Source organism: Mesorhizobium sp. LNHC232B00 (assembly GCF_000502435.1).
Lineage (GTDB): Bacteria > Pseudomonadota > Alphaproteobacteria > Rhizobiales > Rhizobiaceae > Mesorhizobium > Mesorhizobium opportunistum.
On sequence record NZ_AYWP01000020.1, the window covers coordinates 14,770 to 38,553 of the forward strand.

Annotated in this window: 20 protein-coding genes, 1 tRNA gene and 2 pseudogenes; 14 read left to right on the plus strand and 9 right to left on the minus strand. The window is 63.7% G+C overall.

Annotated features, from left to right (window positions below; translation table 11 throughout):
* Positions 1 to 38: 38 nt before the first annotated feature.
* On the minus strand, positions 39 to 836 hold the full coding sequence (locus X743_RS147175; RefSeq protein ID WP_023767465.1) for a transporter substrate-binding domain-containing protein: 798 nt from the start codon (positions 834 to 836) through the stop codon (positions 39 to 41).
* Between the two features lie 54 nt (positions 837 to 890).
* Positions 891 to 1,700, minus strand: coding sequence for an ABC transporter ATP-binding protein (locus X743_RS147170; protein WP_051508589.1), 810 nt, complete (start codon positions 1,698 to 1,700; stop codon positions 891 to 893).
* A gap of 216 nt (positions 1,701 to 1,916) precedes the next feature.
* On the opposite strand from X743_RS147170, the gene X743_RS147165 reads away from it, so the two are divergent.
* The 4 genes from X743_RS147165 to X743_RS147150 all read left to right on the plus strand — a co-directional run bounded on the left by X743_RS147165 (position 1,917) and on the right by X743_RS147150 (position 5,954).
* Positions 1,917 to 2,789: a dimethylarginine dimethylaminohydrolase family protein gene (locus tag X743_RS147165; protein WP_023767467.1), complete on the plus strand. Its 873-nt coding sequence runs from the start codon at positions 1,917 to 1,919 to the stop codon at positions 2,787 to 2,789.
* Complete coding sequence (locus X743_RS147160; RefSeq protein ID WP_032923300.1) at positions 2,786 to 3,433, plus strand: TetR family transcriptional regulator C-terminal domain-containing protein; 648 nt, start codon at positions 2,786 to 2,788, stop codon at positions 3,431 to 3,433. Before X743_RS147165 ends, X743_RS147160 begins: the two co-directional genes overlap by 4 nt.
* Positions 3,430 to 5,010, plus strand: coding sequence for a 5-guanidino-2-oxopentanoate decarboxylase (locus X743_RS147155; RefSeq protein ID WP_023767469.1), 1,581 nt, complete (start codon positions 3,430 to 3,432; stop codon positions 5,008 to 5,010). Before X743_RS147160 ends, X743_RS147155 begins: the two co-directional genes overlap by 4 nt.
* Before the next feature lie 236 nt (positions 5,011 to 5,246).
* Positions 5,247 to 5,954 carry an SDR family NAD(P)-dependent oxidoreductase gene (locus tag X743_RS147150; RefSeq protein WP_023767470.1) on the plus strand — a complete coding sequence of 236 codons (708 nt, stop codon included), beginning with the start codon at positions 5,247 to 5,249 and terminating at the stop codon, positions 5,952 to 5,954.
* On the opposite strand, the gene X743_RS147145 is transcribed toward X743_RS147150, so the two are convergent.
* The 4 genes from X743_RS147145 to aroA form a co-directional block, all read right to left on the minus strand.
* Positions 5,939 to 7,807 (minus strand): hypothetical protein, encoded by a 1,869-nt coding sequence (locus X743_RS147145; protein WP_023767471.1) that lies wholly within the window; start codon positions 7,805 to 7,807, stop codon positions 5,939 to 5,941. The two genes, X743_RS147150 and X743_RS147145, sit on opposite strands and share 16 nt — an antisense overlap.
* Before the next feature lie 133 nt (positions 7,808 to 7,940).
* Positions 7,941 to 9,638 carry a 30S ribosomal protein S1 gene (rpsA, locus tag X743_RS147140; RefSeq protein ID WP_013891536.1) on the minus strand — a complete coding sequence of 566 codons (1,698 nt, stop codon included), beginning with the start codon at positions 9,636 to 9,638 and terminating at the stop codon, positions 7,941 to 7,943.
* 206 nt (positions 9,639 to 9,844) lie between these two features.
* Positions 9,845 to 10,495: a (d)CMP kinase gene (gene cmk / locus X743_RS147135; protein ID WP_023767472.1), complete on the minus strand. Its 651-nt coding sequence runs from the start codon at positions 10,493 to 10,495 to the stop codon at positions 9,845 to 9,847.
* A 239-nt stretch (positions 10,496 to 10,734) separates the two neighbouring features.
* Positions 10,735 to 12,093: a 3-phosphoshikimate 1-carboxyvinyltransferase gene (gene aroA / locus X743_RS147130; protein ID WP_023767473.1), complete on the minus strand. Its 1,359-nt coding sequence runs from the start codon at positions 12,091 to 12,093 to the stop codon at positions 10,735 to 10,737.
* Positions 12,094 to 12,299: 206 nt separating this feature from the next.
* On the opposite strand from aroA, the gene X743_RS147125 reads away from it, so the two are divergent.
* Together X743_RS147125 and X743_RS147120 are read left to right on the plus strand one after the other, a co-directional pair.
* Positions 12,300 to 12,686 carry a TIGR02300 family protein gene (locus X743_RS147125; protein WP_023767474.1) on the plus strand — a complete coding sequence of 129 codons (387 nt, stop codon included), beginning with the start codon at positions 12,300 to 12,302 and terminating at the stop codon, positions 12,684 to 12,686.
* Between the two features lie 172 nt (positions 12,687 to 12,858).
* Positions 12,859 to 12,934: transfer RNA gene (locus tag X743_RS147120), tRNA-Ala, on the plus strand.
* Between the two features lie 280 nt (positions 12,935 to 13,214).
* On the opposite strand, the gene X743_RS147110 is transcribed toward X743_RS147120, so the two are convergent.
* The 3 genes and pseudogenes from X743_RS147110 to X743_RS01000000169285 form a co-directional block, all read right to left on the minus strand.
* Positions 13,215 to 13,454 (minus strand): hypothetical protein, encoded by a 240-nt coding sequence (locus tag X743_RS147110; protein ID WP_023767476.1) that lies wholly within the window; start codon positions 13,452 to 13,454, stop codon positions 13,215 to 13,217.
* Positions 13,455 to 13,583: 129 nt separating this feature from the next.
* The gene (locus tag X743_RS147105) at positions 13,584 to 14,258 is read right to left on the minus strand and encodes a Crp/Fnr family transcriptional regulator (protein ID WP_348625905.1); all 675 of its coding nucleotides are present in this window, start codon (positions 14,256 to 14,258) and stop codon (positions 13,584 to 13,586) included.
* 216 nt (positions 14,259 to 14,474) lie between these two features.
* Positions 14,475 to 15,001: pseudogene (locus X743_RS01000000169285) on the minus strand (enolase C-terminal domain-like protein); the annotation flags it as partial.
* On the opposite strand from X743_RS01000000169285, the gene X743_RS1000000171055 reads away from it, so the two are divergent.
* The 8 genes and pseudogenes from X743_RS1000000171055 (at position 14,982) to X743_RS147075 (ending at position 23,766) form a co-directional block, all read left to right on the plus strand.
* Positions 14,982 to 15,332 (plus strand): hypothetical protein, encoded by a 351-nt coding sequence (locus X743_RS1000000171055; RefSeq protein WP_245264282.1) that lies wholly within the window; start codon positions 14,982 to 14,984, stop codon positions 15,330 to 15,332. The pseudogene X743_RS01000000169285 and the gene X743_RS1000000171055 sit on opposite strands and share 20 nt — an antisense overlap.
* A 113-nt stretch (positions 15,333 to 15,445) precedes the next feature.
* Complete coding sequence (gene ssuD, locus X743_RS147100; RefSeq protein ID WP_023767479.1) at positions 15,446 to 16,618, plus strand: FMNH2-dependent alkanesulfonate monooxygenase; 1,173 nt, start codon at positions 15,446 to 15,448, stop codon at positions 16,616 to 16,618.
* Positions 16,615 to 18,075, plus strand: coding sequence for an FAD/NAD(P)-binding protein (locus X743_RS147095; RefSeq protein WP_023767480.1), 1,461 nt, complete (start codon positions 16,615 to 16,617; stop codon positions 18,073 to 18,075). The genes ssuD and X743_RS147095 overlap by 4 nt, the downstream gene beginning before the upstream one ends.
* A gap of 163 nt (positions 18,076 to 18,238) precedes the next feature.
* A complete protein-coding gene (gene sfnG / locus X743_RS147090; protein WP_023767481.1) occupies positions 18,239 to 19,342 on the plus strand; it encodes a dimethylsulfone monooxygenase SfnG in 1,104 nt (367 codons plus the stop codon).
* 123 nt (positions 19,343 to 19,465) lie between these two features.
* Positions 19,466 to 20,401, plus strand: coding sequence for an ABC transporter ATP-binding protein (locus tag X743_RS147085; protein ID WP_023767482.1), 936 nt, complete (start codon positions 19,466 to 19,468; stop codon positions 20,399 to 20,401).
* Positions 20,401 to 21,304 (plus strand): annotated as a pseudogene (locus tag X743_RS01000000169295) (branched-chain amino acid ABC transporter permease). The gene X743_RS147085 and the pseudogene X743_RS01000000169295 overlap by 1 nt, the downstream one beginning before the upstream one ends.
* 3 nt (positions 21,305 to 21,307) lie before the next feature.
* On the plus strand, positions 21,308 to 22,348 hold the full coding sequence (locus X743_RS147080) for a branched-chain amino acid ABC transporter permease (RefSeq protein ID WP_023767483.1): 1,041 nt from the start codon (positions 21,308 to 21,310) through the stop codon (positions 22,346 to 22,348).
* Positions 22,349 to 22,428: 80 nt separating this feature from the next.
* Positions 22,429 to 23,766 (plus strand): ABC transporter substrate-binding protein, encoded by a 1,338-nt coding sequence (locus X743_RS147075; protein ID WP_023767484.1) that lies wholly within the window; start codon positions 22,429 to 22,431, stop codon positions 23,764 to 23,766.
* The last annotated feature ends 18 nt before the right edge of the window (positions 23,767 to 23,784 follow it).

Here is a 23,784-nt window from a genome sequence, read left to right on the forward strand (position 1 = left end):
GCGGATGCCGTGCGGCTGTTGCTCATGCCTTGGCGATGTCAGTTCGACTGCGGATCGTCACCATAGACATCGAAGTCGAAGTATTTCTTGGTGATCTCGGCATATTTGCCGTTCGCGCGGATGGCTTTGATGCCGGCGTTGATCTTGTCCTTCAGCTCTGTGTCTTCCTTGCGGAGGCCGGCGCCGACGCCGGGTCCGAGGACCTCGAGATCAGGAGCCACGTTGCCCTTCATGTCGCAGCACGCCTTGCCCTGATCGGATTTCAGAAACTCGCCAAGCGCGATGGCATCGGCTTGCACCGCGTCGACGCGGCCGGCGGCGAGATCCTGGTTGGCTTCGTCCTGGGTCTGGTATTCCTTGATCTCGGAAGCCGTGGCGCCGAAGTGCTTCTTGGCGTAAACGGCATGCACGGTCGACACCTGGACGCCGACCACCTTGCCCTTGAGGTCTTCAGGCGTGGCGCCGAACTTCTGGTCCTTCGGTCCGATGATGGCGGTCGGCGTGTTGTAGTACTTGTCCGAGAAGGCGATCGTCTTCTCGCGCTCGGCGGTGATCGACATCGAAGCGGCGATCAGATCGATCTTCTTGGTCGTCAGCGCCGGGATGATACCGTCCCAGGCGACCGGGGTGATGACACAGTCGAGTTTCTCCTCGGCGCAGACGGCGTCGATGAATTCGATCTCCCAGCCGACCCACTTGCCCGAGGCATCCGGCGAGGCGAAGGGCGGATAGGGTTCGGCGGCGACGCCGACCTTCACCGGATCGGCCTTCGCCACGCCCATGGCCGCGACGCCGAGCAGCAGTGCCGCGGCGAATGTCTTCAGAACAGTCTTCATTTCAAACTCCCAGTTTGTTGTTGGTTCCCGGTTTTCTTCCGTCCCGGCCTGTCCCTAGCCGATGTTGCGGATGAACTGCTTGAGCCTTTCGGATTTCGGTGCGCCGAAGATCTGCTCCGGCGGCCCTTCTTCCTCCACCAGCCCGTTGTAGAGATAGACGACGTGGGTCGCGACCTCGCGGGCGAACTTCATCTCGTGGGTGACCAGCACCATGGTGCGGCCTTCGCGCGCCAGGTCGCCGATCACCTTCAGCACCTCGCCGACCAGTTCGGGGTCGAGCGCCGAAGTCGGCTCGTCGAACAGCATGACGCGCGGATTGATGGCAAGCGCGCGAGCGATCGCGGCGCGCTGCTGCTGGCCGCCTGAAAGATAGGCCGGATAGACATCGCGCTTTTCGGCAAGCCCGACGCGCGCCAGCAATTTCTCGGCCTGGGCGATCGCCTCGTCGCGCTTGACGCCGAGCACATGCACCGGAACCTCGATGACGTTCTCGATCAGCGTCATGTGGCTCCACAGATTGAAATTCTGGAACACCATGCCGAGCTTGGAGCGGATGCGCTCGATCTGCTTGCGGTCCGCCGGAACGGTGTGGCCATAGCTGTCGGCCCTGAGCTTGATCTCCTCGCCATTGACGCGGATGATGCCGCCGGTTGGATTTTCCAGGCAGTTGATGCAGCGCAGCAGTGTCGATTTGCCCGAGCCCGAGCCGCCGATAATGGCGATCACCTCGCCGTCGCGCGCCGACAGCGACACGCCCTTCAGCACGTGCAGTTCGCCGAATTTCTTGTGCAGGTTCTCGACGTGGATGGCTTCGGCGGCGCCGTCCTGCACCTTGCCGGGTTGGACTGTGGCAGCTTCCACCATGGTCACTGGGTGACCTGTGTAGGCTCGGCGGTTCGTCGAACGTCTATCCGGCTAATCAACATATACGCTGTACTGCCCACTCCAGACTTCAGCATGGACCCAACGGCGAGAGCCCGTCAATCCTGCTCATTACGGCACTTGCGAGCTTGTTGTGCAAGTGTATAAATAGCCTTTCATGAAATTTTTTCGATTTTTTTCAGCAAAAAAAGGGCCTCTATGAGCGCTTTCGGATCACAGTCCATGGCGGCGCCGCTGCGACGCGTGCTGATGCGGTCGGCGGCCAACGCCATGCGCAATGCCGACAGGGCTGCCTGGCACTATGGCCCGGGTTTTAACCCGGCGAAAGCGGCATCGCAGCACGCGCTCCTTGCTGAACTGGTGACGGCTTCCGGTGCCGAGATCGAATGGATCGAGGACACTGCGGATGGACTTTCGGACTCGGTGTTCACGCACGACCCGTCGCTGATGACCGACCGCGGCGCGCTGATCCTGTCCATGGGCAAGCCCTTGCGCGCCAGGGAACCGTCGCTGCATGAGGAAACCTACCGAAGGCTGGGCATTCCAATCCTCGGCCGGGTCGAGGCTCCCGGCCAGGTCGAAGGCGGTGATTGTGTATGGCTTGATGCCCGCACGCTGGTGATTGGGCGCGGTGTCCGCTCCAACCAGGAAGGCATCCAGCAGGTTTCCAACCTGCTGACGCCGCTCGGCGTTTCCGTCTACGGCTTTGACCTGCCGCTGTGGCAGGGCGAGGAGGCATGCCTGCATCTGATGTCGGTGATCAGCCCGCTGGCCGACGACCTCGCACTGGTCTATTCACCGCTTTTGCCGGCCCCATTCTATCAGATGCTGAAGGCGCGCAACATCCGGCTGGTCGAAGGCGACGCCGAAGAGTTCGCGGCTTCCAATGGCCTCAGCCTGAACGTGTTGCCGACCAGCCCACTCAAGGTCATTGCCGTTGCAGGCTTTCCAAAGACCAAAGCCGCGATGGAAGCCGCCGGCTGCACGGTCGAAATCTTCGAGGCGGATGCACTCTGCATCGCCTGCGAGGGCGGGCCGACATGCCTGACGCGGCCGATCCTGCGCCAATGAATACGCCATCCCGCCGCAGCTTCCGTCGCGAGGGCGAGGAGCGGCGGCGGCAGGATCTGATCGAGGCCACCCTGGACAGCGTGGCGGAACATGGCCTGCAGGGCGCCACCTTGCGCACCATCGCATTGCGTGCCGGCGTCACCGCCGGGCTGATCCGGCACTATTTTCCCAGCAAGGAAGAATTGCTGCAGGAAGCCTATGCGGCGCTGATGGGCCGCATGACCGAGCAGGCGAAAGCGGCGTTGGTCATGGAAGACGCCTCGCCTCGTCAGCGTCTTGCGGCTTTCATCACCGCCAACCTCGATGCGCCGATCATCGATACGCGGGTGTTTTCGCTCTGGGCAACCTTCATCGGCCGCGCCAGCGCGGATCCGACCCTGGCTCATGCCCACCGCGAAGGCTACCTTGGTTTTCGCAATGAGGTGGAAGCGGTCGTGGCCGAGGTGCTCGCCGCCGAGCAGCGCAATCCGGACACAAGCCAATTGCGCCACCATGCCATCGCGATCAATGCGATCATCGACGGACTCTGGATCGAAGGCTGCCTGGCCGGCGAGATGTTCTCGCCCGGCGAACTGGCGGCGATTGGCATCAAGACCGTCGAGGCCGAACTAGGCCTCGGGCCGGAAGGGAAGAAAAACCAATGACGACACTCGGCGAGGCCCTTATCACGCTGCTTGAAGCGCATGGCGTCGATACCGTCTTCGGCATTCCAGGCGTCCACACGGTCGAGCTTTACCGTGGCCTGGCGCGTTCGAAGATCCGTCACGTCACGCCGCGCCATGAGCAGGGTGCCGGCTTCATGGCCGACGGTTATGCCCGCGCCAGCGGCAGGCCGGGCGTCGCTTTCGTCATCACCGGACCGGGGCTGACCAACACCATCACCGCCATGGGCCAGGCGCGCGCCGATTCGGTGCCGATGCTGGTCATCTCGGGCGTCAACGCCATGCCGACGCTGGGCAAGGGGCTGGGCTTCCTGCATGAGCTGCCGGATCAGCGCGGCATGATGGAAACGGTGGCCCTGTTTTCGCAATGCATAACCGAAGCCGATGAATTGCCCGGCGCGCTGGCACGGGCCTTCGCGCTGTTTTCGTCTTCCCGCCCCGGCCCGGTGCACATCGAGATCCCGACCGATGTCATGGTCAAGCCGGCGGACGGCATCGCCGCCCTGTTGAGCAACGCCGCGCCGCCGGCGCCCGACGGCGCGGCAATTGCGGATGCGGCCAAACTCATCGCCGCCGCGCGCCGTCCGCTGATCCTTGCCGGCGGCGGCGCCAAGCGTGCCGACATGGCGCTGCGTCGCCTGGCCGAGACGATGGGCGCACCGGTCGTCGAGACCACCAATGCGCGCGGCCTGCTGCACCGCCATCCGCTCTGCGTTCCGGCAAGCCCGAGCCTGAAGGCGGTTCGCGCCCTGATGGCGGACGCCGATCTGGTGATTGCCGCCGGCACGGAATTCGGGCCGACCGACTATGATGGCTATGGCGACGGCGGCTTCGTCCTGCCTTCCAATCTGATCCGCATCGACATCGGCGCCGACCAGCTTGCGCGACGTCCGGTGACGGTCGCCATCCAGGCCGATTGCACCGAGGCGATCGAGGCCCTGCTTGCCGCGATCGGCGCCGCTCACCCGGCCGCGCCGGACGGCCAGGGGCGCGCCGCGGCTGCACGCGAGGCCGGCTTTGCCGAGCTGAGCCCGGCCTATGTGGCGCAGGTGCATGCGGTGGAAATGATACGCGACACCTTGCCGGGCGCGATTATCGTCGGTGATTCGACACAGCCGATCTACGCCGCCAACCTCTACTATGACCACGACCGGCCAGGCGGCTGGTTCAACGCCTCCACCGGCTTCGGCGCGCTCGGCTACGGACCGCCGGCGGCGATCGGCGCGGCACTTGCCATGCCCGATGCGCCGGTCGTCTGCCTGACCGGCGACGGCGGGTTCCAGTTCACGTTGCCGGAGCTCGGCGCGGCGCTCGATGCCGCGGCCCCCGTCATCTTCGTCGTCTGGAACAATCGCGGCTATCGCGAGATCGAAACCTCGATGCTCGATGTCGGCGTGGAACCTGTCGGTGTATCGCCGGCGCCGCCGGATTTCTGCAAGCTGGCCGAGGCCTATGGCATCGGCGCCGAACGGCTGGCCGAAATCGGCACCTTGCCTAGTGCCTTGAAGCGCGCCCGGGCGACGGGGTTGCCGTGCGTCATCGAAATCACGATCGATTGAAGCCTTCAGGACAGCGTTGATTTTCCATCCAGCATCGTATCCTTCGCCGGCTTGGCTTTTGCGCGGGCATGAGCCGCGGCCCGCGGCTCTGCCTGTCGCATGGCTGCCTGACGCATGCAAAGACGTGACGGCTGCCATGTCGAGATATCAATTGAGTGATCGCCCGAAAGGCGCGACGCTTCGCGTCGGGCGGCAACAAGCGACAAAATCATAAAAAACGACAGGAGCGGTCCAGGATGACGGAAACACTTAAGGGCAGGCATATCGTTGTGACCGGCGGAACCGGTGCGCTCGGTGGCGCGGTGGTCGGCAGGCTGCTGGAGCAAGGTGCGATCTGCCACGTGCCGAACGCGCACGCCGCGGCACCCCAGCATTTTCCTTTCGCCGCGCACGAGAACGTCATGCTGGCACACAATGTCGACCTGTCGGACTCCGCCAAGGTCGAGGCCTTCTATGCTCAGGTTCCCGCCTTGTGGGGGTCCGTCCATCTGGCCGGCGGCTTTGCCGCGGCGCCGGTGGAAAAGATCGAATCGGCGTCCTTTGCCGAGATGATGGACACCAATGCCCGCACCACCTTCCTGTGCAGCCGCGCGGCCATCCGCTCGATGCTGGAGTCAGGCACTGCCGGCCGCATCGTCAATGTCACCGCGCGCGCCGGGCTCGACCTCAGGCGCGGTGCCGGCATGGTTGCCTACGCGGCCAGCAAGGCAGCCGTCGCGGCGATGACGGTGGCGATGGCGGAGGAACTCAAGGCCGAGGGTATCCTGGTCAATGCCGTGGCGCCGTCGACGCTCGACACGCCGGCGAACCGTGCCGATATGCCGGACGCCGATTTCACCAGATGGGTCAGCCTCGAAGCCGCGGCCGAGGCCATCGCCTACCTGGCCTCACCCGCCAATCAGGCGATGAGCGGAACGCTGGTGCCGCTCTACGGCCGGGCCTGACCCGCGAGCGTCGAAGCCGGGCACACGGCATCCGATCCATCGGCATTGCGATAGCTGTAAATCCGAAGCGGCGATGAAGCGGCCGTGGGGCACTCGCGCAACCATGCCGGCGGCCGGCCTTCAATCAGCCCCGCCGCGAATGGATAGGCGGCTTCCAGCGCCGGCAAGGGCGGGCCTCGCCAGGCGCAAATCGCGACATGCGTTGCTTTCGTGGCATCGAGTATCGCGCGTGGGTCGGCGGTCGCCGGATCAAGAAAACGATAGCTTCGTTCGATTCCCTTGGCCGATGGATGATTGGCGATCGTCACCACCTTGGGACCTTCGGCAAGAGCAACGAAACGCGAGCCGACCAACGGTGGGGAAAGCACAATGGCGCCCGCCGGCCAACCCTGTTCAGGCTCAAAAGGGCTGGAATAGCAGTTATCGGCGAGCTCGCCCGCGGGAACCGCCGCTTCGGACGGTTTTACCGACAGGTTGTACAGCGCCATTGCGACGGACAAAACGAGACCCGGCAGGATCAACGTATATCTGCGCGATGCCGCCGGCACCGGAGATTTCAAATAGCGTCCCAACCTCGCATCCGGCGGCAGCAGACTCGCCAGCACGAAAACGAGGCCTATGCCGGCAAAGATCGGAAGGTAGCGGTAGTAGCGGACATAACCGACCGCAAGCACCAGCGCGAGCAGCGAGAACAGGGCCAATATGACGAGAGGCCGGCTTCGACCGTGCCGCCCGGCGCAGATGACGGCTGGCGCAAGCGCACCGATAAACAGCAGCGCCATGCTGGGAAAGCCCGTCGACAGGACGACATCAGGGCGCCGGAACAGACTCAGTTCCTGAAGAATTCTGTTGATCATGTTGTCGCGAACATAGGCGTCGAGCGAGGCATAGGGGCTGGCCAGGCATTGCGGAAACAACATCGCCAGCGCCGCCGCGCTGGCCGCCGCGAACACCAGCAGGATTGCCGTGCGCATGGGCCATCCTCCACGCCGGCCGGCAAGCCAGGGTACGACGGCAAATGACAGCCCGGCCGCGACCAACGCCGTCACGTGCGGCGTTGAATAGCTGTCGCATCTGACCGCGGTATAGGCGGAGGGCGGCGCGATCGCCGCGAACAGGCCGATCGCCCCGGCAGCCAAGGCGAGGCCGAAACCGGCGATCCGGCTTTCACCGCCCTCGCGGTCAAAGATCCAGTCGAAGGCATACACCGCGATCACCAGCGCATAGAACGGCGCGAACTCGGCGCTGACAGCGATCGACAGGGCTGTCAGCAGCCCGTTGACGAAGGCGGAAAATCGGTTTCGCGACATCATCAACGCCAGCGCTGCCAGAAGCAGCAGGATTTGCAGATTGTGATAGTCGATCCGTCCCGGGGCGAATTCGAAAAAGGTGCGCGCGGCAAAGATCAGCGCCAACGGGAATGCAACGGCCGGATAGGCAAAGCCGGTGGCGATCACCAGCCGGTTGTAGAAATAGAGCGCCGGCGCAAGCAGCAGCAGCGGGACGGCGAAGCTTGCCAGCATCAGAGCCGGCTCGAAGCCGGCGAACGGGGTGACCAGCCGCGCGAAGGCGGCATAGGGCAAGTCCACGATCCATGGCCAGTGCGAGACATAGGGCTCGGGCTGGACGATACCGGGCAGCGTCCGGTCGAAGATATTGCCCGTCTCAAGCAAAGTACGGATTTCGTGGAGCTTGAGCAGATCGTCCGCGTCATTGTTGAGCCTGAAGCCCAGGCACCAAAGGGCGGTCATCAGGATCGCCATTGCGCAAAAGCAGAACAGGACAGGCGCGTTGGTGTAAAGACGCAGCAACCAGGAAGGTCGCGCGGCGGCATTGTTGGCGCCATTGCTCATGGAAGGTATTCCCTTGGACCACTGGCAAATACGCGACGAAGTTTATGTTCTCGTAAAGAAAAGACCCGCCGGATCGCTCCGGCGGGTCTTTTTGTGAGGTCGCACGCGAGGCGTGTCGTCGATGGCTGACGCCTTAGTTGCCCTGCTTCTTCAGCGCGGCACCCAGGATGTCGCCCAGCGAAGCGCCGGAGTCGGTCGAGCCGTACTGAGCGACGGCTTCCTTCTCTTCGGCGATTTCCAGCGCCTTGATCGAGACCTGCAGCTTGCGGGTCTTCTTGTCGAAGGCGATGACGCGGGCATCGACCTTCTGGCCGACGGTGAAGCGCTCGGGGCGCTGCTCGTCGCGGTCGCGGCTGAGGTCGGAACGCTTGATGAAGGTCTCGATGCCGCTTTCGACGAGCCGCACTTCCAGACCGCCATCCTTGACGCCGATCACCTCGCAGGTGACGACCGCGTTCTTGCGCAGTTCGCCGCTGTTGGCCGCTTCGCCGACCGTATCCTTGGCCAGCTGCTTGATGCCGAGCGAGATGCGCTCCTTGTCGATGTCGACGTCGAGCACCTGCGCCTTGACCATGTCGCCGCGATTGTACTCTTCGATGACCTGCTCGCCTGGACGGGTCCAGTCGAGATCGGACAGGTGCACCATGCCGTCCACGTCGCCTTCGAGGCCGATGAACAGGCCGAACTCGGTCTTGTTCTTGACCTCGCCCTCGACCTGGCTGCCGACCGGATGGCTAGAGGCGAACGCCTGCCACGGATTCTCAAGCGTCTGCTTGAGGCCGAGCGAGATGCGGCGCTTGGCCGGATCGACCTCGAGCACCACGACGTCGACTTCCTGCGTTGTCGACAGGATCTTGCCGGGGTGCACGTTCTTCTTGGTCCACGACATTTCCGAAACGTGGATGAGGCCTTCGATGCCCGGCTCCAGCTCGACGAATGCGCCGTAGTCGGTGATGTTGGTGACGGTACCCTTGATCTTCTTGCCGATCGGGAACTTGGTGCCGATCTCGGACCACGGATCGCTCTCGAGCTGCTTCATGCCGAGCGAGATGCGGTGGGTTTCCTGGTTGATGCGGATGATCTGCACCTTGACCGTCTGACCGATGTTGAGGATTTCGGTCGGATGGTTGACGCGGCGCCATGCCATGTCGGTGACATGCAGCAGGCCATCGATGCCGCCGAGGTCGACGAACGCACCGTAATCGGTGATGTTCTTGACGACGCCTTCGACAACCTGGCCCTCTTCGAGGTTCTGCACGATTTCCGAACGCTGTTCGGCACGGCTTTCCTCGAGCACGGTGCGGCGCGAGACCACGATGTTGCCGCGGCGGCGATCCATCTTGAGGATCTCGAAGGGCTGCGGGTTGTGCATCAGCGGGGAGACGTCGCGGATCGGGCGGATATCGACCTGGCTGCGCGGCAGGAAGGCCACGGCGCCGTCGAGGTCGACGGTGAAGCCGCCCTTGACCTGGTTGAAGATGACGCCTTCGACGCGCTCACCCTTGGTGAACTTCTCTTCGAGACGGACCCAGCTCTCTTCGCGGCGGGCCTTCTCACGCGAAAGCATCGCTTCGCCAAGCGCGTTCTCGATGCGCTCGACATAGACTTCGACGGTGTCACCGACCTTGAGGGTGGTGTCCTTGCCCTTGACGCCGAATTCCTTCAGCGGCACGCGGCCTTCGACCTTGAGGCCGACGTCGATGATGGCCATGTCCTTTTCGATCGCGGTGATCGTGCCCTTGACGACCTGGCCTTCGCCGGAATGGCCGGCGGTAAATGATTCTTCGAGCAGGCTCGCGAAATCATCGCGAGTGGGATTTGCAGCTGACATATTTTCTCCTGGAGTGTCCCGCATCTGAAGCGGGACGGGCGCCGTGGGTTAGCGTTGCGTTGGCCTGCCGGCGTTCCGGGCTAAAAAAGCCCTGGGCCGCTTTTCAAGCGGCAATTCCGGCGCATGAAGAATGCTGGCAGGCTGGTTCGTGCCCGATATGGGTATTTTCTGCGCTTCCGGCAACGGAAAACGAGGGAAAACCCGGATCAGGCTTTATTTCTCTTGGCCAGCACGTCGTCGATGACAGTCATGGCCGCGAGAAACGCGGCTTCTATAGCCATTTCGCTGGTATCAAGCAAGTGCGCGTCGGTGGCCGGCTTCAAGGGCGAGTCGGCACGGCCCATGTCGCGCTCGTCGCGGCGCTCGATGTCGGCGAGGATTTCGGTGAAATTGGCGGTGCCGCCGATGCTCTCGATCTCCGCCAGCCGGCGCCTTGCGCGTACTTCGGCGCTTGCCGTGACATAGAGTTTGATGTCGGCGTCGGGACAGACGACGGTGCCGATGTCACGCCCGTCGAGCACCGCGCCCGGCGGCGTCTTGGCGAACGCGCGCTGCTTTTCCACCAGAATGCGCCGCACGGTCGGGTAAACCGCGACTTTCGAGGCGGCTTCGCCGACCGCATGCGCCGACAAGACCGCGCGGTCGAGCGTCGCCAGATCGACCTGGCGCGCGGCGGTTTCGGCCGCCGATACATTGTCAAGCGGCAGGCCGAGCCGCAGCAGCGCATGCGCCACCGCGCGGTAGGTGAGACCAGTGTCGAGCAGGTTCAGCCGGTAATGGTCGGCCAGCCGCCGGGCGAGCGTGCCCTTGCCGGCGCCAGCGGGTCCATCGATGGCGATGGTGAAGACGTGTGTCATTGGCGGGTCAACAAAAGGGTTGAGCGCCGCGATCCTTCACGCCCCCCTCTGTCCTGCCGGACATCTCCCCCTCTAGGGGGGAGATTAGAAGCTTCGGCGCCCCGCTTTTTCCTGCAGCGTGGAAAATTGGCGAAAGCCGCTGTGACGACTGATCTCCCCCCTTGAGGGGGAGATGTCCGGCAGGACAGAGGGGGGCGCTGTCCCGCCGGCGTTTCAACTCGGCTTAGATGCATCACCTGTCACCCTATTTCCGCGCCCAGCCCCTTCATCAGCCCCATGAATTCCGGGAAACTCGTCGCGATCATCGCCTGGTCGTCGATCGTCACCGGCTTTTCCGTCGCCAGCCCCATCACCAGGAAGCTCATGGCGATGCGGTGATCGAGATGGGTCTGCACCGTCGTATCCAACCCGTTGGGATGGCCGCCCAGCCCCCTTCCGCCCGGCTTGCCGCGTACCGCGAGCGAAGCCTCGCCCTCGGTGCAGTCGACGCCGTTGAGCTTCAGCCCGTTGGCCACCGCCGACAGCCGGTCGGATTCCTTCACCCGCAGTTCCTCCAGCCCCTGCATCAGCGTCTCGCCCTCGGCAAAGCTCGCCGCGACCGCCAGCACCGGATACTCGTCGATCATCGACGGCGCCCGCTCGGGCGGCACGGTGACGCCCTTGAGCTCGGAATAACGCACACGCAGGTCGGCGACATCCTCGCCGCCGGCATTGCGCGGGTTGAGGATTTCGATGTTGCCGCCCATCTCCTGCAGCGTCAGCAGAAGGCCGGTGCGGGTCGGGTTCATCAGTACGTTTTCGATTGTGATGTCGGAACCCGGCACGATCAGTGCCGCCGCCAGCGGGAAGCCGGCCGAGGACGGGTCGCCCGGCACCGCGATCGTCTGGCCGTTAAGCTTGCCTTGGCCTTCGATGAAGATGTGGCGCACGCCGCGCTCGTCGGTTTCGACCGACAGATTGGCGCCAAACCCCTTCAGCATCTTTTCGGTGTGGTCGCGTGTCATCACCGGCTCGATCACCGTGGTGATGCCGGGCGTGTTGAGGCCGGCGAGCAGCACCGCCGACTTCACCTGCGCCGAGGCCATCGGCACGCGGTAGGTGATCGGGGCGGCGTGCTTGGGTCCATGCAGCGTGATCGGCATGCGGTCGCCTGGCGTCGCCTTCAACACCTGCACGCCCATCTGGCGCAGCGGCTCAAGCACGCGGCCCATCGGCCGGCCGGACAGCGAGGCATCGCCGATGAAGGTGGTTTCCATGTCATAGGTGCCGACGAGGCCCATGGTCAGTCGCGAGCCGGTCCCCGCATTGCCGAAATCGAGCGGGCCTTCCGGCTGCAGCAGCGCGCCGTTGCCGGTGCCGCGGATCACCCACTCGGTGCCGCGCTTTTCGATATGCGCGCCCATTGCCTTCATGGCCGCACCGGTGCGCATCACGTCCTCGCCTTCGAGCAGGCCGGTGATGCGGGTCTCACCGGAGGCGAGGCCGCCGAACATGAAGGAGCGGTGCGAAATCGATTTGTCTCCCGGCACCCGTGCGGTGCCGGAAAGGGCTGACGATTTGCGGGCGGTGGCCGGCTTGGCAGCGGCGGCGTGAGACATGGAATTTCCCTGGACGCAGTGCCGGCGGGCCGGCGCTTTTCATTTGTTGCGGCGGTCTCGTATCACGGCGGGGCGAAATGGTCATCCCCATGGCCGTCACTTGGCGCGAGGCCTTTCAGGACTTGGTTTTGTGACGCCGGCTTTTCGCTTTGACAGCGCCCCAAACTGTGGTTAAGGGGACCACTCTTTTATTGACGAGGCTTGCCGTGGCAAAAAACGAACTTGGCACAAAGCGTATCGACCCTGAGACGGGTCGAAAATTCTACGACCTGAACAAGGACCCGATCGTCTCGCCCTATACGGGCAAGACCTATCCGCGTTCCTATTTCGAGGAAGGCAAGATCGCCGCCCTCGAAGAGGAAGAGGAAGTGGCCGAGAAGGAAGTGGACGCCGAGGACGAAGAGGGCGTTGAAGTCGTCTCGCTCGAAGAGGCTGACGAGGACGCCAAGGGCGACGATCTGCCCGATCTCGGCGACGATGAGGATGTCGAGCTGGGCGACGACGAGGATGACACCTTCCTTGCCGACGAAGAGGAAGAAGACGACGACGTCGCCGACATGATCGGCGTCGGCGACGACGACGACGAGGTCTGATCGGCCTGGAATGCAAGTGTTTGCAGGCTTTCTCGGCCTGTGAACAAAAAGCCGGAACTCAAGGCTTGATATCTGGGAAAGGCGGGGTTAGAAGCCGCCTGCACTAACGGCGCGGTGTTCCAACCCGCGCCGGATCTCTTCGCCGGCAACGGCGCCGGTTGACTCCGGAAGTGGGGCCATAGCTCAGTTGGGAGAGCGCTTGAATGGCATTCAAGAGGTCGTCGGTTCGATTCCGATTGGCTCCACCAGTCACCTTCTAGGCCGCTGATTTTCCGATCGGTTTCCGATCCGGCCAGGATCCTCCCGCATCGAAATCGATCGCAAATCCAGCGCCGATCGCGCTTCGCGCAATGAGATCGTCAAGTTCCCAATCGGTAAGTTCGCAAAGCGGAAACACGCGCCTCACGGCGCGGTTCACCTCGGATATCGAAATGCTCGTGCTCTCGACATTGTCGATCAGGTGCCGGACGATCGCCAGTCGGACGTCCGACAAGGTTGGCGTCTCCACGGGCGCGGACATCAACGGGCCTACGAATGGAGCCGTGGTGCTTTGGCCCTTCTTGCGTCGAAGGCGACGGGCACGCCATGAACGAAGGATGCGGCCGCCACCAATTCCTCCAACTCGCGGTCGGTGGCCTTGCATGCCGGCATCAGTGTTCGGATGGCAAGGATCGCCTGTGCGATGGAGAGAAAGCGGGTCCTTCCCCTGGAAAGGACATAGGCTTCGGCGGCTTTTTCAACAGTGATGGTGCGAAACGAATTGGTCATGAAGAATTCCTCCCTGAAAACCCTGACCAACCCGACTTTATGGCACGAATTCAACCGCCTTCAAGCCTATGTCCGATAGCGGACAGTCGCTGCGAACCGCCCAAAACTGCATATGCTTTTGGGCATGCTTCAGGCTGCGGCCAGGCCGAAATAGCGCTGCTCCTCCTCGCCGTAAGCACCGTGTGTGAGCTTTATCAATCCGGCGCGGTCGACGATCGTTATCTCGCCGCGCTTGGCGTGCACCAGTCCTCGATATTCAAGCATTTGCAGGGCCGTGGTGACCCCGGGACGGTGGGCGCCGAGCATGGTCGCCAGAAATTCATGCGTCAGGTAGATCTTGTCTCCTTCGGCGCGGTCATGGATCATCAGCAGCCAACGGGCCAGGCGTTCCTCGATTTTCGAATGACCATTGACCAGTGCCGTTCGCGACGATTGCACAAGGAATGCGTGGGCATAGTCCAGCACTGACGTGCGAAGCGACGGGCTTTCCGCAATCGCAGGGCGAAGGTTTTCAACCGGCAGGCGCCAGCCATTGCCCGCGACCTGGATATAGGTCTCGTTGGCAGTGCTTTCCTGTCCGAGAATGACGGCAATTCCTGTCATCCCGTCATAGCCGATAATGCCGACTTCACTTTGCCGCCCGCCGGTCATGGTGGCGACCACCGACGCGATGCCCCTCTCGGGAAAATATACGTTCTTGATCGGCTGATGCGCGACCTCCAACTGGTCCTTGATGTCCAGTTCGACGTGACGCAGCGATGGCCGCAAAAGCGCGAAGTCCTGCGAGGAGAGGGCCTTCAGCACCTGGTTGCGAAAGAGGGATTGGGGCAAGGCTCTCTCCCATACGGGCAAGAGCACGCACCTCTCACTGTCGGACGCATCCGAAGAACTGGCGGCCGATCCCCAAGCATAGGCCTTAAATTAGCGATTGCAAAGAAATAGCTGACCTGCCGAGACCGGCGATCTATCTCTTCACCACTCGGCGAAGGAGCCGTCCTTGTGGCGCCAGATCGGATTGCGTCAGCGATGGCCTTCCTTGGCGCGCTCCTTGACATACTCTTCGTCGATCTCGACGCCCAGGCCCGGACCGTCGGGAATGGCGACATAGCCGTCCTCGTAGCGAAAGACGTCCTTGTTGGCGGCATAGTCGAGCAGGTCGTTGCCGGCGTCGTAATGGATGCCGAGGCTCTGCTCCTGGATGAAGCAACTGTAGCTGACCGTGTTGAGCTGCAGGCAGGCGGCGAGCGCGATCGGCCCCAGCGGGCAGCGCGGCGCCACCGCCACGTCGTAGGGCTCGGCCATCGCCGCGATCTTGCGGCATTCGGTGATACCGCCGGCGTCCGACAGGTCAGGCTGGATGATGTCGACGACGCCTTGCTCGAATACCGACTTGAAGTCCCAGCGGCTGTAGAGCCGTTCGCCGAGCGCGATCGGGGTCAAGCCAAGCGCGGCGATCTCCTTCAGCGCTTCGCGGTTTTCGCTGAGCACGGCTCCTCGATGAACATCAACCGGTAGGGCTCGAGCTCCTTGACCAGGATGCGTGCCATCATCAGGCTGATCAAGGGCGAGGGGCCAGTCACCGACATTGCCGGCTTGATCGAGCGCACCGAGGACCGGCTTCCCGTTTTCAACGGGCGTGGCGGGCTGGAACTGATCGACAATTTTCGGATCGGCTGCCGTGGCATGATCCTGGCGCCTGATTGTGTCGACTATGCCGTGCGTGCCTGGGAGGCGTTCCACGCCGGAAACGAAGCGGTAGCCGAGGTCGAGTATGCCAAAATGCCGGCCGGCGGCGGTTTTCGTCATGCAGGGCATCGAGAACTTGATCTGCTACGGCAAGCGGCTGTTCGGCGCCTGCACCGCCGTCCCGATACATGATCGCGCGCCGGCGATGCGGCCCAATGAGACTGGTCTCGCCATCGTCGAGCCTTCGCGGCGGGCCTTGGCCGATTGCCGGGCTGCCGCCGTCGCCCGCGCGTGGGAAGCAGGCCATGACCGCCGATGTCCCCGACCGCATCAAGGTGCTCTGGTTTCTGCCGACGCATGGCGACAGCCGCTACCTCGGCACGACGGAAGGCGGCAGGGCCGTCGACCTGCCCTATCTGACGCAAGTGGCCAAGGCCGCCGACACGCTGGGCTATTACGGCGTGCTGTTGCCGACCGGCCGGGCCTGCGAGGATTCCTGGGTGATCGCCTCGGCGCTGGCGCCGCTTACCGAGCGGCTGCGTTTTCTCGTCGCCGTGCGGCCCGGCCTGCAGTCGCCGACGCTCGCCGCGCGCATGACCGCCACGCTCGACCGCATCTCCAACGGCCGCCTGCTGATCAACGTCGTCACCGGCGGCGATCCGCTGGAGAACAAGGGCGACGGCATCTTTCTCTCGCATGCCGAACGCTACGAGGTGACGCAGGAATTCCTGCGCATCTACAAGCGCGTGCTGAGCGGCGAGACGGTCGAGCATCAGGGCAAGCATTTCCGCATCGAGGATGGCCGCCTGCTGTTCCCGCCGGTGCAGACGCCATATCCGCCGCTCTATTTCGGCGGCTCGTCCGATGCCGGCTCCGTGATGGCGGCGCAGGAGATCGACAAATATCTGACCTGGGGCGAACCGCCGGCCGATATCGAGCGCAAGCTGTACGCCGTGCGCGAACTGGCCGAAAAGGCCGGCCGCAAGCTCTCCTTCGGCATTCGCCTGCATGTCATTGCCCGCGAGACGACCGAGCAGGCCTGGGCCGCGGCGGACAGCCTGATCAGCCGGCTCGACGATGCGACGATCGCTTCGGCGCAGAAGGTGTTTGCCCGCATGGATTCGGTCGGCCAGGCGCGCATGAGCGCGCTGCATGGCGGCAGCCGCGACAGGCTCGAGATCGCGCCCAACCTGTGGGCCGGCGTCGGCCTGGTGCGCGGCGGCGCCGGAACCGCCCTTGTCGGCGACCCGGACACGATTGCCGAGCGGATCGACGAATATCGGCGCCTCGGCATCGACACCTTCATCCTGTCCGGCTACCCGCATCTTGAAGAAGCCTATCGTTTCGGCGAACTGGTGCTGCCGAAACTGCCAACCGATCACCCGGTCAAATCGGCCGGCTCATCCGTCAACACCGGGCCCTTCGGCGAAACCATTGCCGGCGACCACCGCCCGAAGTCGCTCGCCAGCGCCTCGTGAACGCGCTGCCCCAATCCCGCCGGCTGCGCGTCGCCATCATCGGCGGCGGCTTCTCCGGCGCTGCGGTCGCCTGGCATCTGGCGCAATTGCCCTTGTTCGAACGTCTGTCGATTTCCGTGATCGAGCCGCGCCCGGCGCTCGGCGGAGGCCTTGCCTATTCCGGCGCGGAGCCGGCGCATCGGGTCAATGTCCCGGCGATCAGGATGAGCATGGCTCCGGACGATCCGCAGCACTTCGCACGCTGGTTGACCGGCAGTGGCGAACTCGAGCGCGATACCGACGCCATCTGGAAGAATGGCGACGCCTATCCGCGCCGGCGCATGTTCGGCCGCTACGTCGCCGAGCATCTGGCGCCCTGGCTCGGTTCGGGCGTGGTCCGTCATGTCCAAGGTCTTGCCACGCGCGTGACCCGTGACGCGGATGGCGCTGGCTGGTCCGTGCACACTTCCGGCGGCCCGGTCGCAGCCGACATTGTCGTTCTGGCGGCGACGCATCTGCCGCCTGGAATTCCGGCCGCGCTGGCCTCCCTGGCCGAAGCGCCGGGTTTCGTCGCCGACCCATACGCCGCTTCCGCTCTTGCCCATATCGGACAGGAAGCATCGGTGCTGATTGTCGGTTCCGGATTGAGCTCGGCCGACATGGTGGCCGAACTCGATCGCCGCGGCCATCGCGGCCGCATCCTGGCGTTGTCGCGCCGCGGGTTGCGCTCGCGCGGCCATCCTGACGTCAGGGGCGAGCCCTTCGGCGACTTTGCGTCATCGCCGGCCGCAACGGCGCTTGGCCTGCTGAAGACTATTCGCGCCACGCTGGCGGCGGCGCGAGCCGCCAATGTCAACTGGCAGTCGGTCTTCGACCAATTGCGGCTGCGGGGACCGGTGCTGTGGGCAGCACTTGCACCGCGCGAGCGGGCAAGGCTGGTCCGCCAGTTGCGCGTGTTCTGGGACGTGCATCGCTTCAGGATCGCACCGCAGGTGGCGGCGGTGCTGGATCGCCGTCAGGCCGCCGGCACCTACGAAACTGTTGCCGCCAGGCTTGTCGCCTCGAACCATGAGGATGATGGCCCGGCGGTCAGCTTCCAGCGGCGCGGACAGACAGGGATCGAGACGGTGCGCTTCGATGCGGTCATCAACACGACTGGCCCGGCGCATGGGCAAGCCCTTCGGCTCAACCCGGCGCTGCGCTCCTTGGCCGAAGCCGGGCTGATCAGGGCTGACGCATACGGGCTGGGTATCGAGACCAGCCCCGATAGCCGCGCCATCGGCCGGGATGACAGGGCGATCGCCACGCTTTTCGTTGCCGGCCCGCTGGCCAGGGGCACGTTTGGCGAGCTCATGGGCCTGCCTGAGGTGGCCCGTCATGCCCAGACGGTCGCCAGGGAGATCGCAAGGCTGCTGGACACGGTCCCGTCAGCCGAGACGATCGGCGTCGATGCGCACAGCGTTGCCGAGGCCCGCTGACGGCCGGAAGCCGGTTCGACGGGCAAATTGGTATTTCTGTTCCAGAAAGGGTCCAAAAACGGAAAATGCTTCTTTGTATATAAATTCCATAAACATAATAAATATTAGAGAAGGCCGGCGCCGCCGGATCGATCAACGACACCGCCTGAATGGGAGACAGTTCATGGCACACGCAGACACCGACGCGCTCAAATTCGCTTATTGGGTGCCCAATGTTTCGGGCGGCCTGGTGATCTCCAACATCGAGCAGCGCACCAACCATTCGGCCGAATACAATCGCAAGCTGGCGCAGATCGCCGAGAAGGCCGGCTTCGACTATGCGCTCAGCCAGATTCGTTTCACCGCCGGCTACGGCGCCGACGAACAGCACGAATCGGTAGCGTTCAGCCATGACCTGCTCGCAGCCACCACGACGCTGAAGGTCATCGCCGCGATCCTGCCCGGCCCGTGGAATCCGGCGCTGGCAGCCAAGCAGATCGCCACCATCAGCTATCTGACCAATGGCCGTGTTGCCATCAACCTCGTCTCCGGCTGGTTCCGTGGCGAGTTTCACGCCATCGGCGAGCACTGGCTCGACCATGACGAGCGCTATCGCCGCTCGGAGGAGTTCATCCGCGCGCTGCGCGGAATATGGACCGAAGACAGTTTCACCTTCCGCGGCGATTTCTATCGCTTCAACGAATATTCGCTGAAGCCGAAACCGCCGCAGCCGCTGCCCGAAATCTTCCAAGGCGGCTCATCGCGCGCCGCGCGCGACATGGCATCGCGTGTCTCTGACTGGTACTTCACCAACGGCAACACGCCGGCCGAGATCGCCAAGCAGGTCGATGACCTCAGGACCAAGGCGAAGGCCAGCAATCATTCGGTCAAGGTCGGCGTCAACGCCTTCGCCGTCGTCCGCGAAACCGAGGATGAAGCCAAGGCGGTGCTTGCCGAAATCATTGCCAAGGCCAACCCCGAAGCGGTCAATGCCTTTGGCCACGAGGTCAAGAATGCCGGCAAGGCCTCGCCGGAAGGCGAGGGCAATTGGGCGAAATCCTCCTTCGACGATCTGGTCCAGTACAATGACGGCTTCCGCTCGAACCTGATCGGCACGCCGAGGCAGGTCGCGGAGCGCATCGTCGACCTGAAGCGCGCCGGCGCCGATCTCATCCTGCTCGGCTTCCTGCATTTCCAGGAGGAGGTCGAGTATTTCGGCAAGCATGTCATCCCGCTCGTCCGCGAGCTGGAAGACGCCGAACAGGCAGCGTCACTGGCGGCAGAATAGTCATCCCGCAAGCTGGCCGGACAAGCTCCGGCCAACGCACGATAAAGGTTTTTCAGGCGCGCTCGATCTCTTCGGGCGGCATCGAGAATTCGCGCGCCTAGGGCGCAATCGAGGACCTTGGAAATGCCATTGGCCAGCTATGCCCTTGGAATGATGGAGGCTTCGGTCTACGCGCCGGAAATTTTCGCGCGCGGCTTGCCGTCAGCGCTCCAGCCGGCGCTGCCGTCCGCGGGTCGCGTCGAGCCGGCGGGGTCCGTTTCGGGTGCCGACTCTCCGCTGCTTTCACTGAAAGCTATCGGCCTGTCGTTCGGCGGCGTCGTGGCATTGGCCGATATCGACCTGTCGGTGCAACCCGGCGAGATCCGCGCCATCATCGGGCCGAACGGCGCCGGCAAGAGCTCGCTGATCAACGTCATCAGCGGCGTCTACCGGCCGGATCGCGGCCATGTCCTGCTCGACGGCGTCAGCCATGCCCATGTGCCGACGCAGCGGCTGGCGCGTCTCGGCGTCGCCAGGACCTTCCAGAACCTGGCCTTGTTCAAAGGCCTCAGCGTCCTCGACAATGTCGCGTCCGGCCTTGCCTACAAGGTCCGCTCCAATTTTGCCGGCCAGGTGCTCGGCATTGGCCGCTCGCGCGGCGAGCAGCGTGAAACACGCGGCCGCGCCGACCAGGTTCTCGAATTCCTCGACCTCACCGCCGTTCGCGATCGCCTTGTCGGCACGCTGCCATACGGGCTGCAGAAGCGCGTCGAATTGGCCCGCGCACTGGTCGCGCAACCGCGCCTGCTTCTGCTCGACGAACCGATGGCCGGCATGACATCAGGCGAGAAAAGCGAGATGGCGGGTTTCGTCCGCGCCGCGCGCGATCGTTTCGCCACCACCGTCGTTCTGATCGAACACGATGTCGGCGTCGTCATGGGCCTGTCCGATCGGATCGCCGTTCTCGACTACGGCCGCAAGATCGCCGACGGCACGCCTGACGAAGTCAGGAACGACCAGCGTGTCATCGATGCCTATCTCGGCGTCGCCTCCGACAATGAGGACGGGGCAGGCATATGATCGCCGACTTCGATTATCAGTTCTTCATCGAAGTGCTCGTCGGCGGCCTGCTCTCCGGCGTCATGTATTCGCTGGTCGCGATCGGCTTCGTGCTGATCTACAAGACCTCGGGCGTGCTCAATTTCGCGCAGGGCGCGCTGCTCCTGTTCGCGGCACTCACCTTCGTTAGCCTCGTCGAACGCGGCATCCCGTTCGCGTTGGCCCTGGTCGCCACCTTCGCCATCATGGTGGCGATCGGCATCGCCATCGAACGCACGGTGCTCAGGCCGCTCACCAACAAGCCGCCGATCACTTTGTTCATGGCCACGCTCGGCCTGTCCTACATCATCGAGGGTGCCGCCCAATTGATCTGGGGCACGCAAGTCCACGGCCTTGATCTCGGCATCGAGGACGTGCCGCTGGAAGTCGGCGGCGTGCTGATCAGCCAGTTCGATATCTTCGCCGCAGTGGTTGCCGCCGGCATGGTTCTGCTGTTGTCGCTGTTCTTCCGCTACACCCGCATCGGCCTCTCGTTCCGCGCCGTCGCCGACGACCAGTTCGCCGCGCTTGCGGTTGGTCTGCGGCTGCCGCTGATCTGGGCGACCGTCTGGGCGGCCGCCGGCCTGGTCGCATTGGTGGCGGGACTGCTCTGGGGCGCCCGCCTCGGCGTGCAGTTCTCGCTGTCGCTGGTGGTGCTCAAGGCGCTACCTGTGCTGGTGCTCGGCGGTTTCGATTCCATCCTCGGCGCCATCGTCGGCGGGCTGTTGATCGGTGCCAGCGAAAAGCTCGCCGAGGTCTATATCGGCGACTATTTCGGCGGCGGCATCGAGAGCTGGTNGCTGGTTCGCCTATGTCGTCGCGCTCGTCTTCCTCTTGATCCGCCCTTCCGGCCTGTTCGGCCAGAAGCTCGTCGAAAGGGTCTGAGCGATGACCGCGATAGCGAGCGATTTTCCGTCCACGCCGGTGCTGCCGAAATGGCTCGCGCCTGTCCTGCTGCTCGCCTTCGCCTATGGCGTCGTGCCGCTGATCGGCTCGAGCTATCTGTTCGAAGCGATCCTGCTGCCGTTCCTGGCGCTCAGCCTCGCCGGCGTCGGCTTGAACATTCTTACCGGCTATGCCGGCCAGGTGTCGCTTGGCAGTGCTGCCTTCATGGCGGCCGGCGCCTTCGCCGCCTATAATTTCAACTTGCGCGTCGAAGGCCTGCCGTTGATCGGCAGCATTGTTCTGGCCGGCCTCGCCGCCGCGGCGATCGGCATCGTCTTCGGCCTGCCGAGCCTGCGGCTGAGGGGCTTCTATCTCGCCGTCTCGACGCTTGCCGCGCAGTTCTTCGTGCAATGGGCGCTGACCAAGTTCAGCTGGTTCTCCAACAATTCGGCATCGGGCGTCATCGACGCGCCAAGGCTTTCGATTTCAGGCTTCGCGCTCGACGGCGCCGTCGGCCGCTATCTGTTTGCGCTGACCATCGTCGCCATGCTGACCTTCTTTGCCCACCGGCTGGTCTCGTCGCAGACCGGGCGCAATTTCATCGCCATCCGCGACAATGAAACCGCCGCCCGCATCATCGGCATCCCGGTGTTGAGGACCAAGCTTCTGGCCTTCGCCATCTCGTCCTTCATCATCGGTGTTGCCGGTGTCGTCTGGGCCTTCGCCTATCTCAGAACCGTCGAGCCGGACGGCTTCGATCTCGACCGATCCTTCCAGATCCTGTTCATCATCATCATCGGCGGGCTGGCGTCGATCCGTGGCGCGTTCTTCGGCGCCGCCCTCATCGTGGTCTTCCCGCTCGCGCTGTCCCGCATCGGCGGCTTCCTGCTCGGCGATGTCTTCGATTCCGGCGTGCTCGACATGAGCCAGCGCATCGTGCTGGGCGCGCTCATCATCCTGTTTCTGATCCTTGAACCCGACGGGCTGGTGGCCCTGTGGGACAGGCTCCGAAGACGGCTCCTGTTCGCCTGGCAGACGAGCTGAGCTCCATCATCGACATCAATCGCATTTGGAAATGAACCAGAGGCCGAACCAAGGACGGCCATACCGGGAGTACCCAACCCATGAATTTTCTCAGCACAATCAAGGCGGCGGCGCTGTCCGCCGCGATGATCGTGTCGGTGGCCTTGCCATCAGCTCACGCCGACGACCAATATTTCCCGCTGCAGAGCTATCGCGTCGGGCCTTACGCGGCTGGCGGCACCGGCTTCTTCGGCGGCTTCATCGACTATCTCAACCTCATCAACATCCGCGACGGCGGCGTCAACGGCGTCAAGCTGACCTGGGACGAATGCGAAACCCAGTACGAGGTCGAGCGCGGCGTCGAATGCTACGAGCGACAGAAGAGCCATGCCGGTGCCGCCGCCTGGAACCCGCTCTCGGTCGGCATCGCCTATGCCATGATCGACCGCATCACCGCCGACAAGGTGCCGCTGATCACGGTCAACCACGGCCGCACCGATTCCACCGACGGGCGCGTTTTCCCCTATGTCTTCCCGCTGCTGCTTAATCCCTACAGCGAGACGTCGGGGATCGTGAACTACATCGCCTCCAAGGAGGGCGGCATCGACAAGCTGAAGGGCAAGAAGATCGTCGTGCTCTACCATGGCTCGCCCTACGGCAAGGAGACCATCCCGATCTATGAATTGCTGGCCCAGAAATACGGCTTCACCGTCCAGCAGATCGAGGTGCCGCATCCCGGCAACGAGCAGCAGTCGCAATGGCTGACGATCCGCCGCGCCAAGCCGGACTTCGTCGTCCTGCGCGGCTGGGGCGTGATGAACCCGGTGGCGCTGAAGACGGCGGTCAAGGTCGGCTATCCCGTCGACCACATCGTCGGCAATGTCTGGTCGAATTCGGAAGAGGATGTCATCCCCGCCGGCGACGCCGCCAAGGGCTACACCGCCATCACCACCCAGGCCTCCGGCAACAGCTACCCGGTGGTGCAGGAGATCGTGAAGACGGTCTACGACGCAGGCAAGGGCAATCTTGAAGATAAGTCGCGCATCGGCTCGGTCTACCACAATCTCGGCATCGTCAACGGCATACTGAATGTCGAGGCGATCCGCGTCGCGCAGGAGAAGTTCGGCCACCGCACGCTGACCGGCGACGAGGTCCGCTGGGGCTTCGAACATCTCAAGCTCGATCCGGCCAAGGTCGAGGCGCTCGGCGCCAAGGATCTGTTCCATTCGATCAATGTCAGCTGGGACAATCATGAAGGTGAGGGCTACGTGACCTTCCAGCAGTGGGACGGCAAGAAATGGAACGTGGTCTCCGACTGGATCGCGCCGGACTGGGCGCTGCTGCGGCCCATCATCGAGAAGTCGGCCGAGGCCTATGCCGCCGAGAAGGGTATCAAGCTGCGCACCGCCGATGATGCCAATGCCGTGACCACCAACTGATCAGCCAGTGCCGGGCGC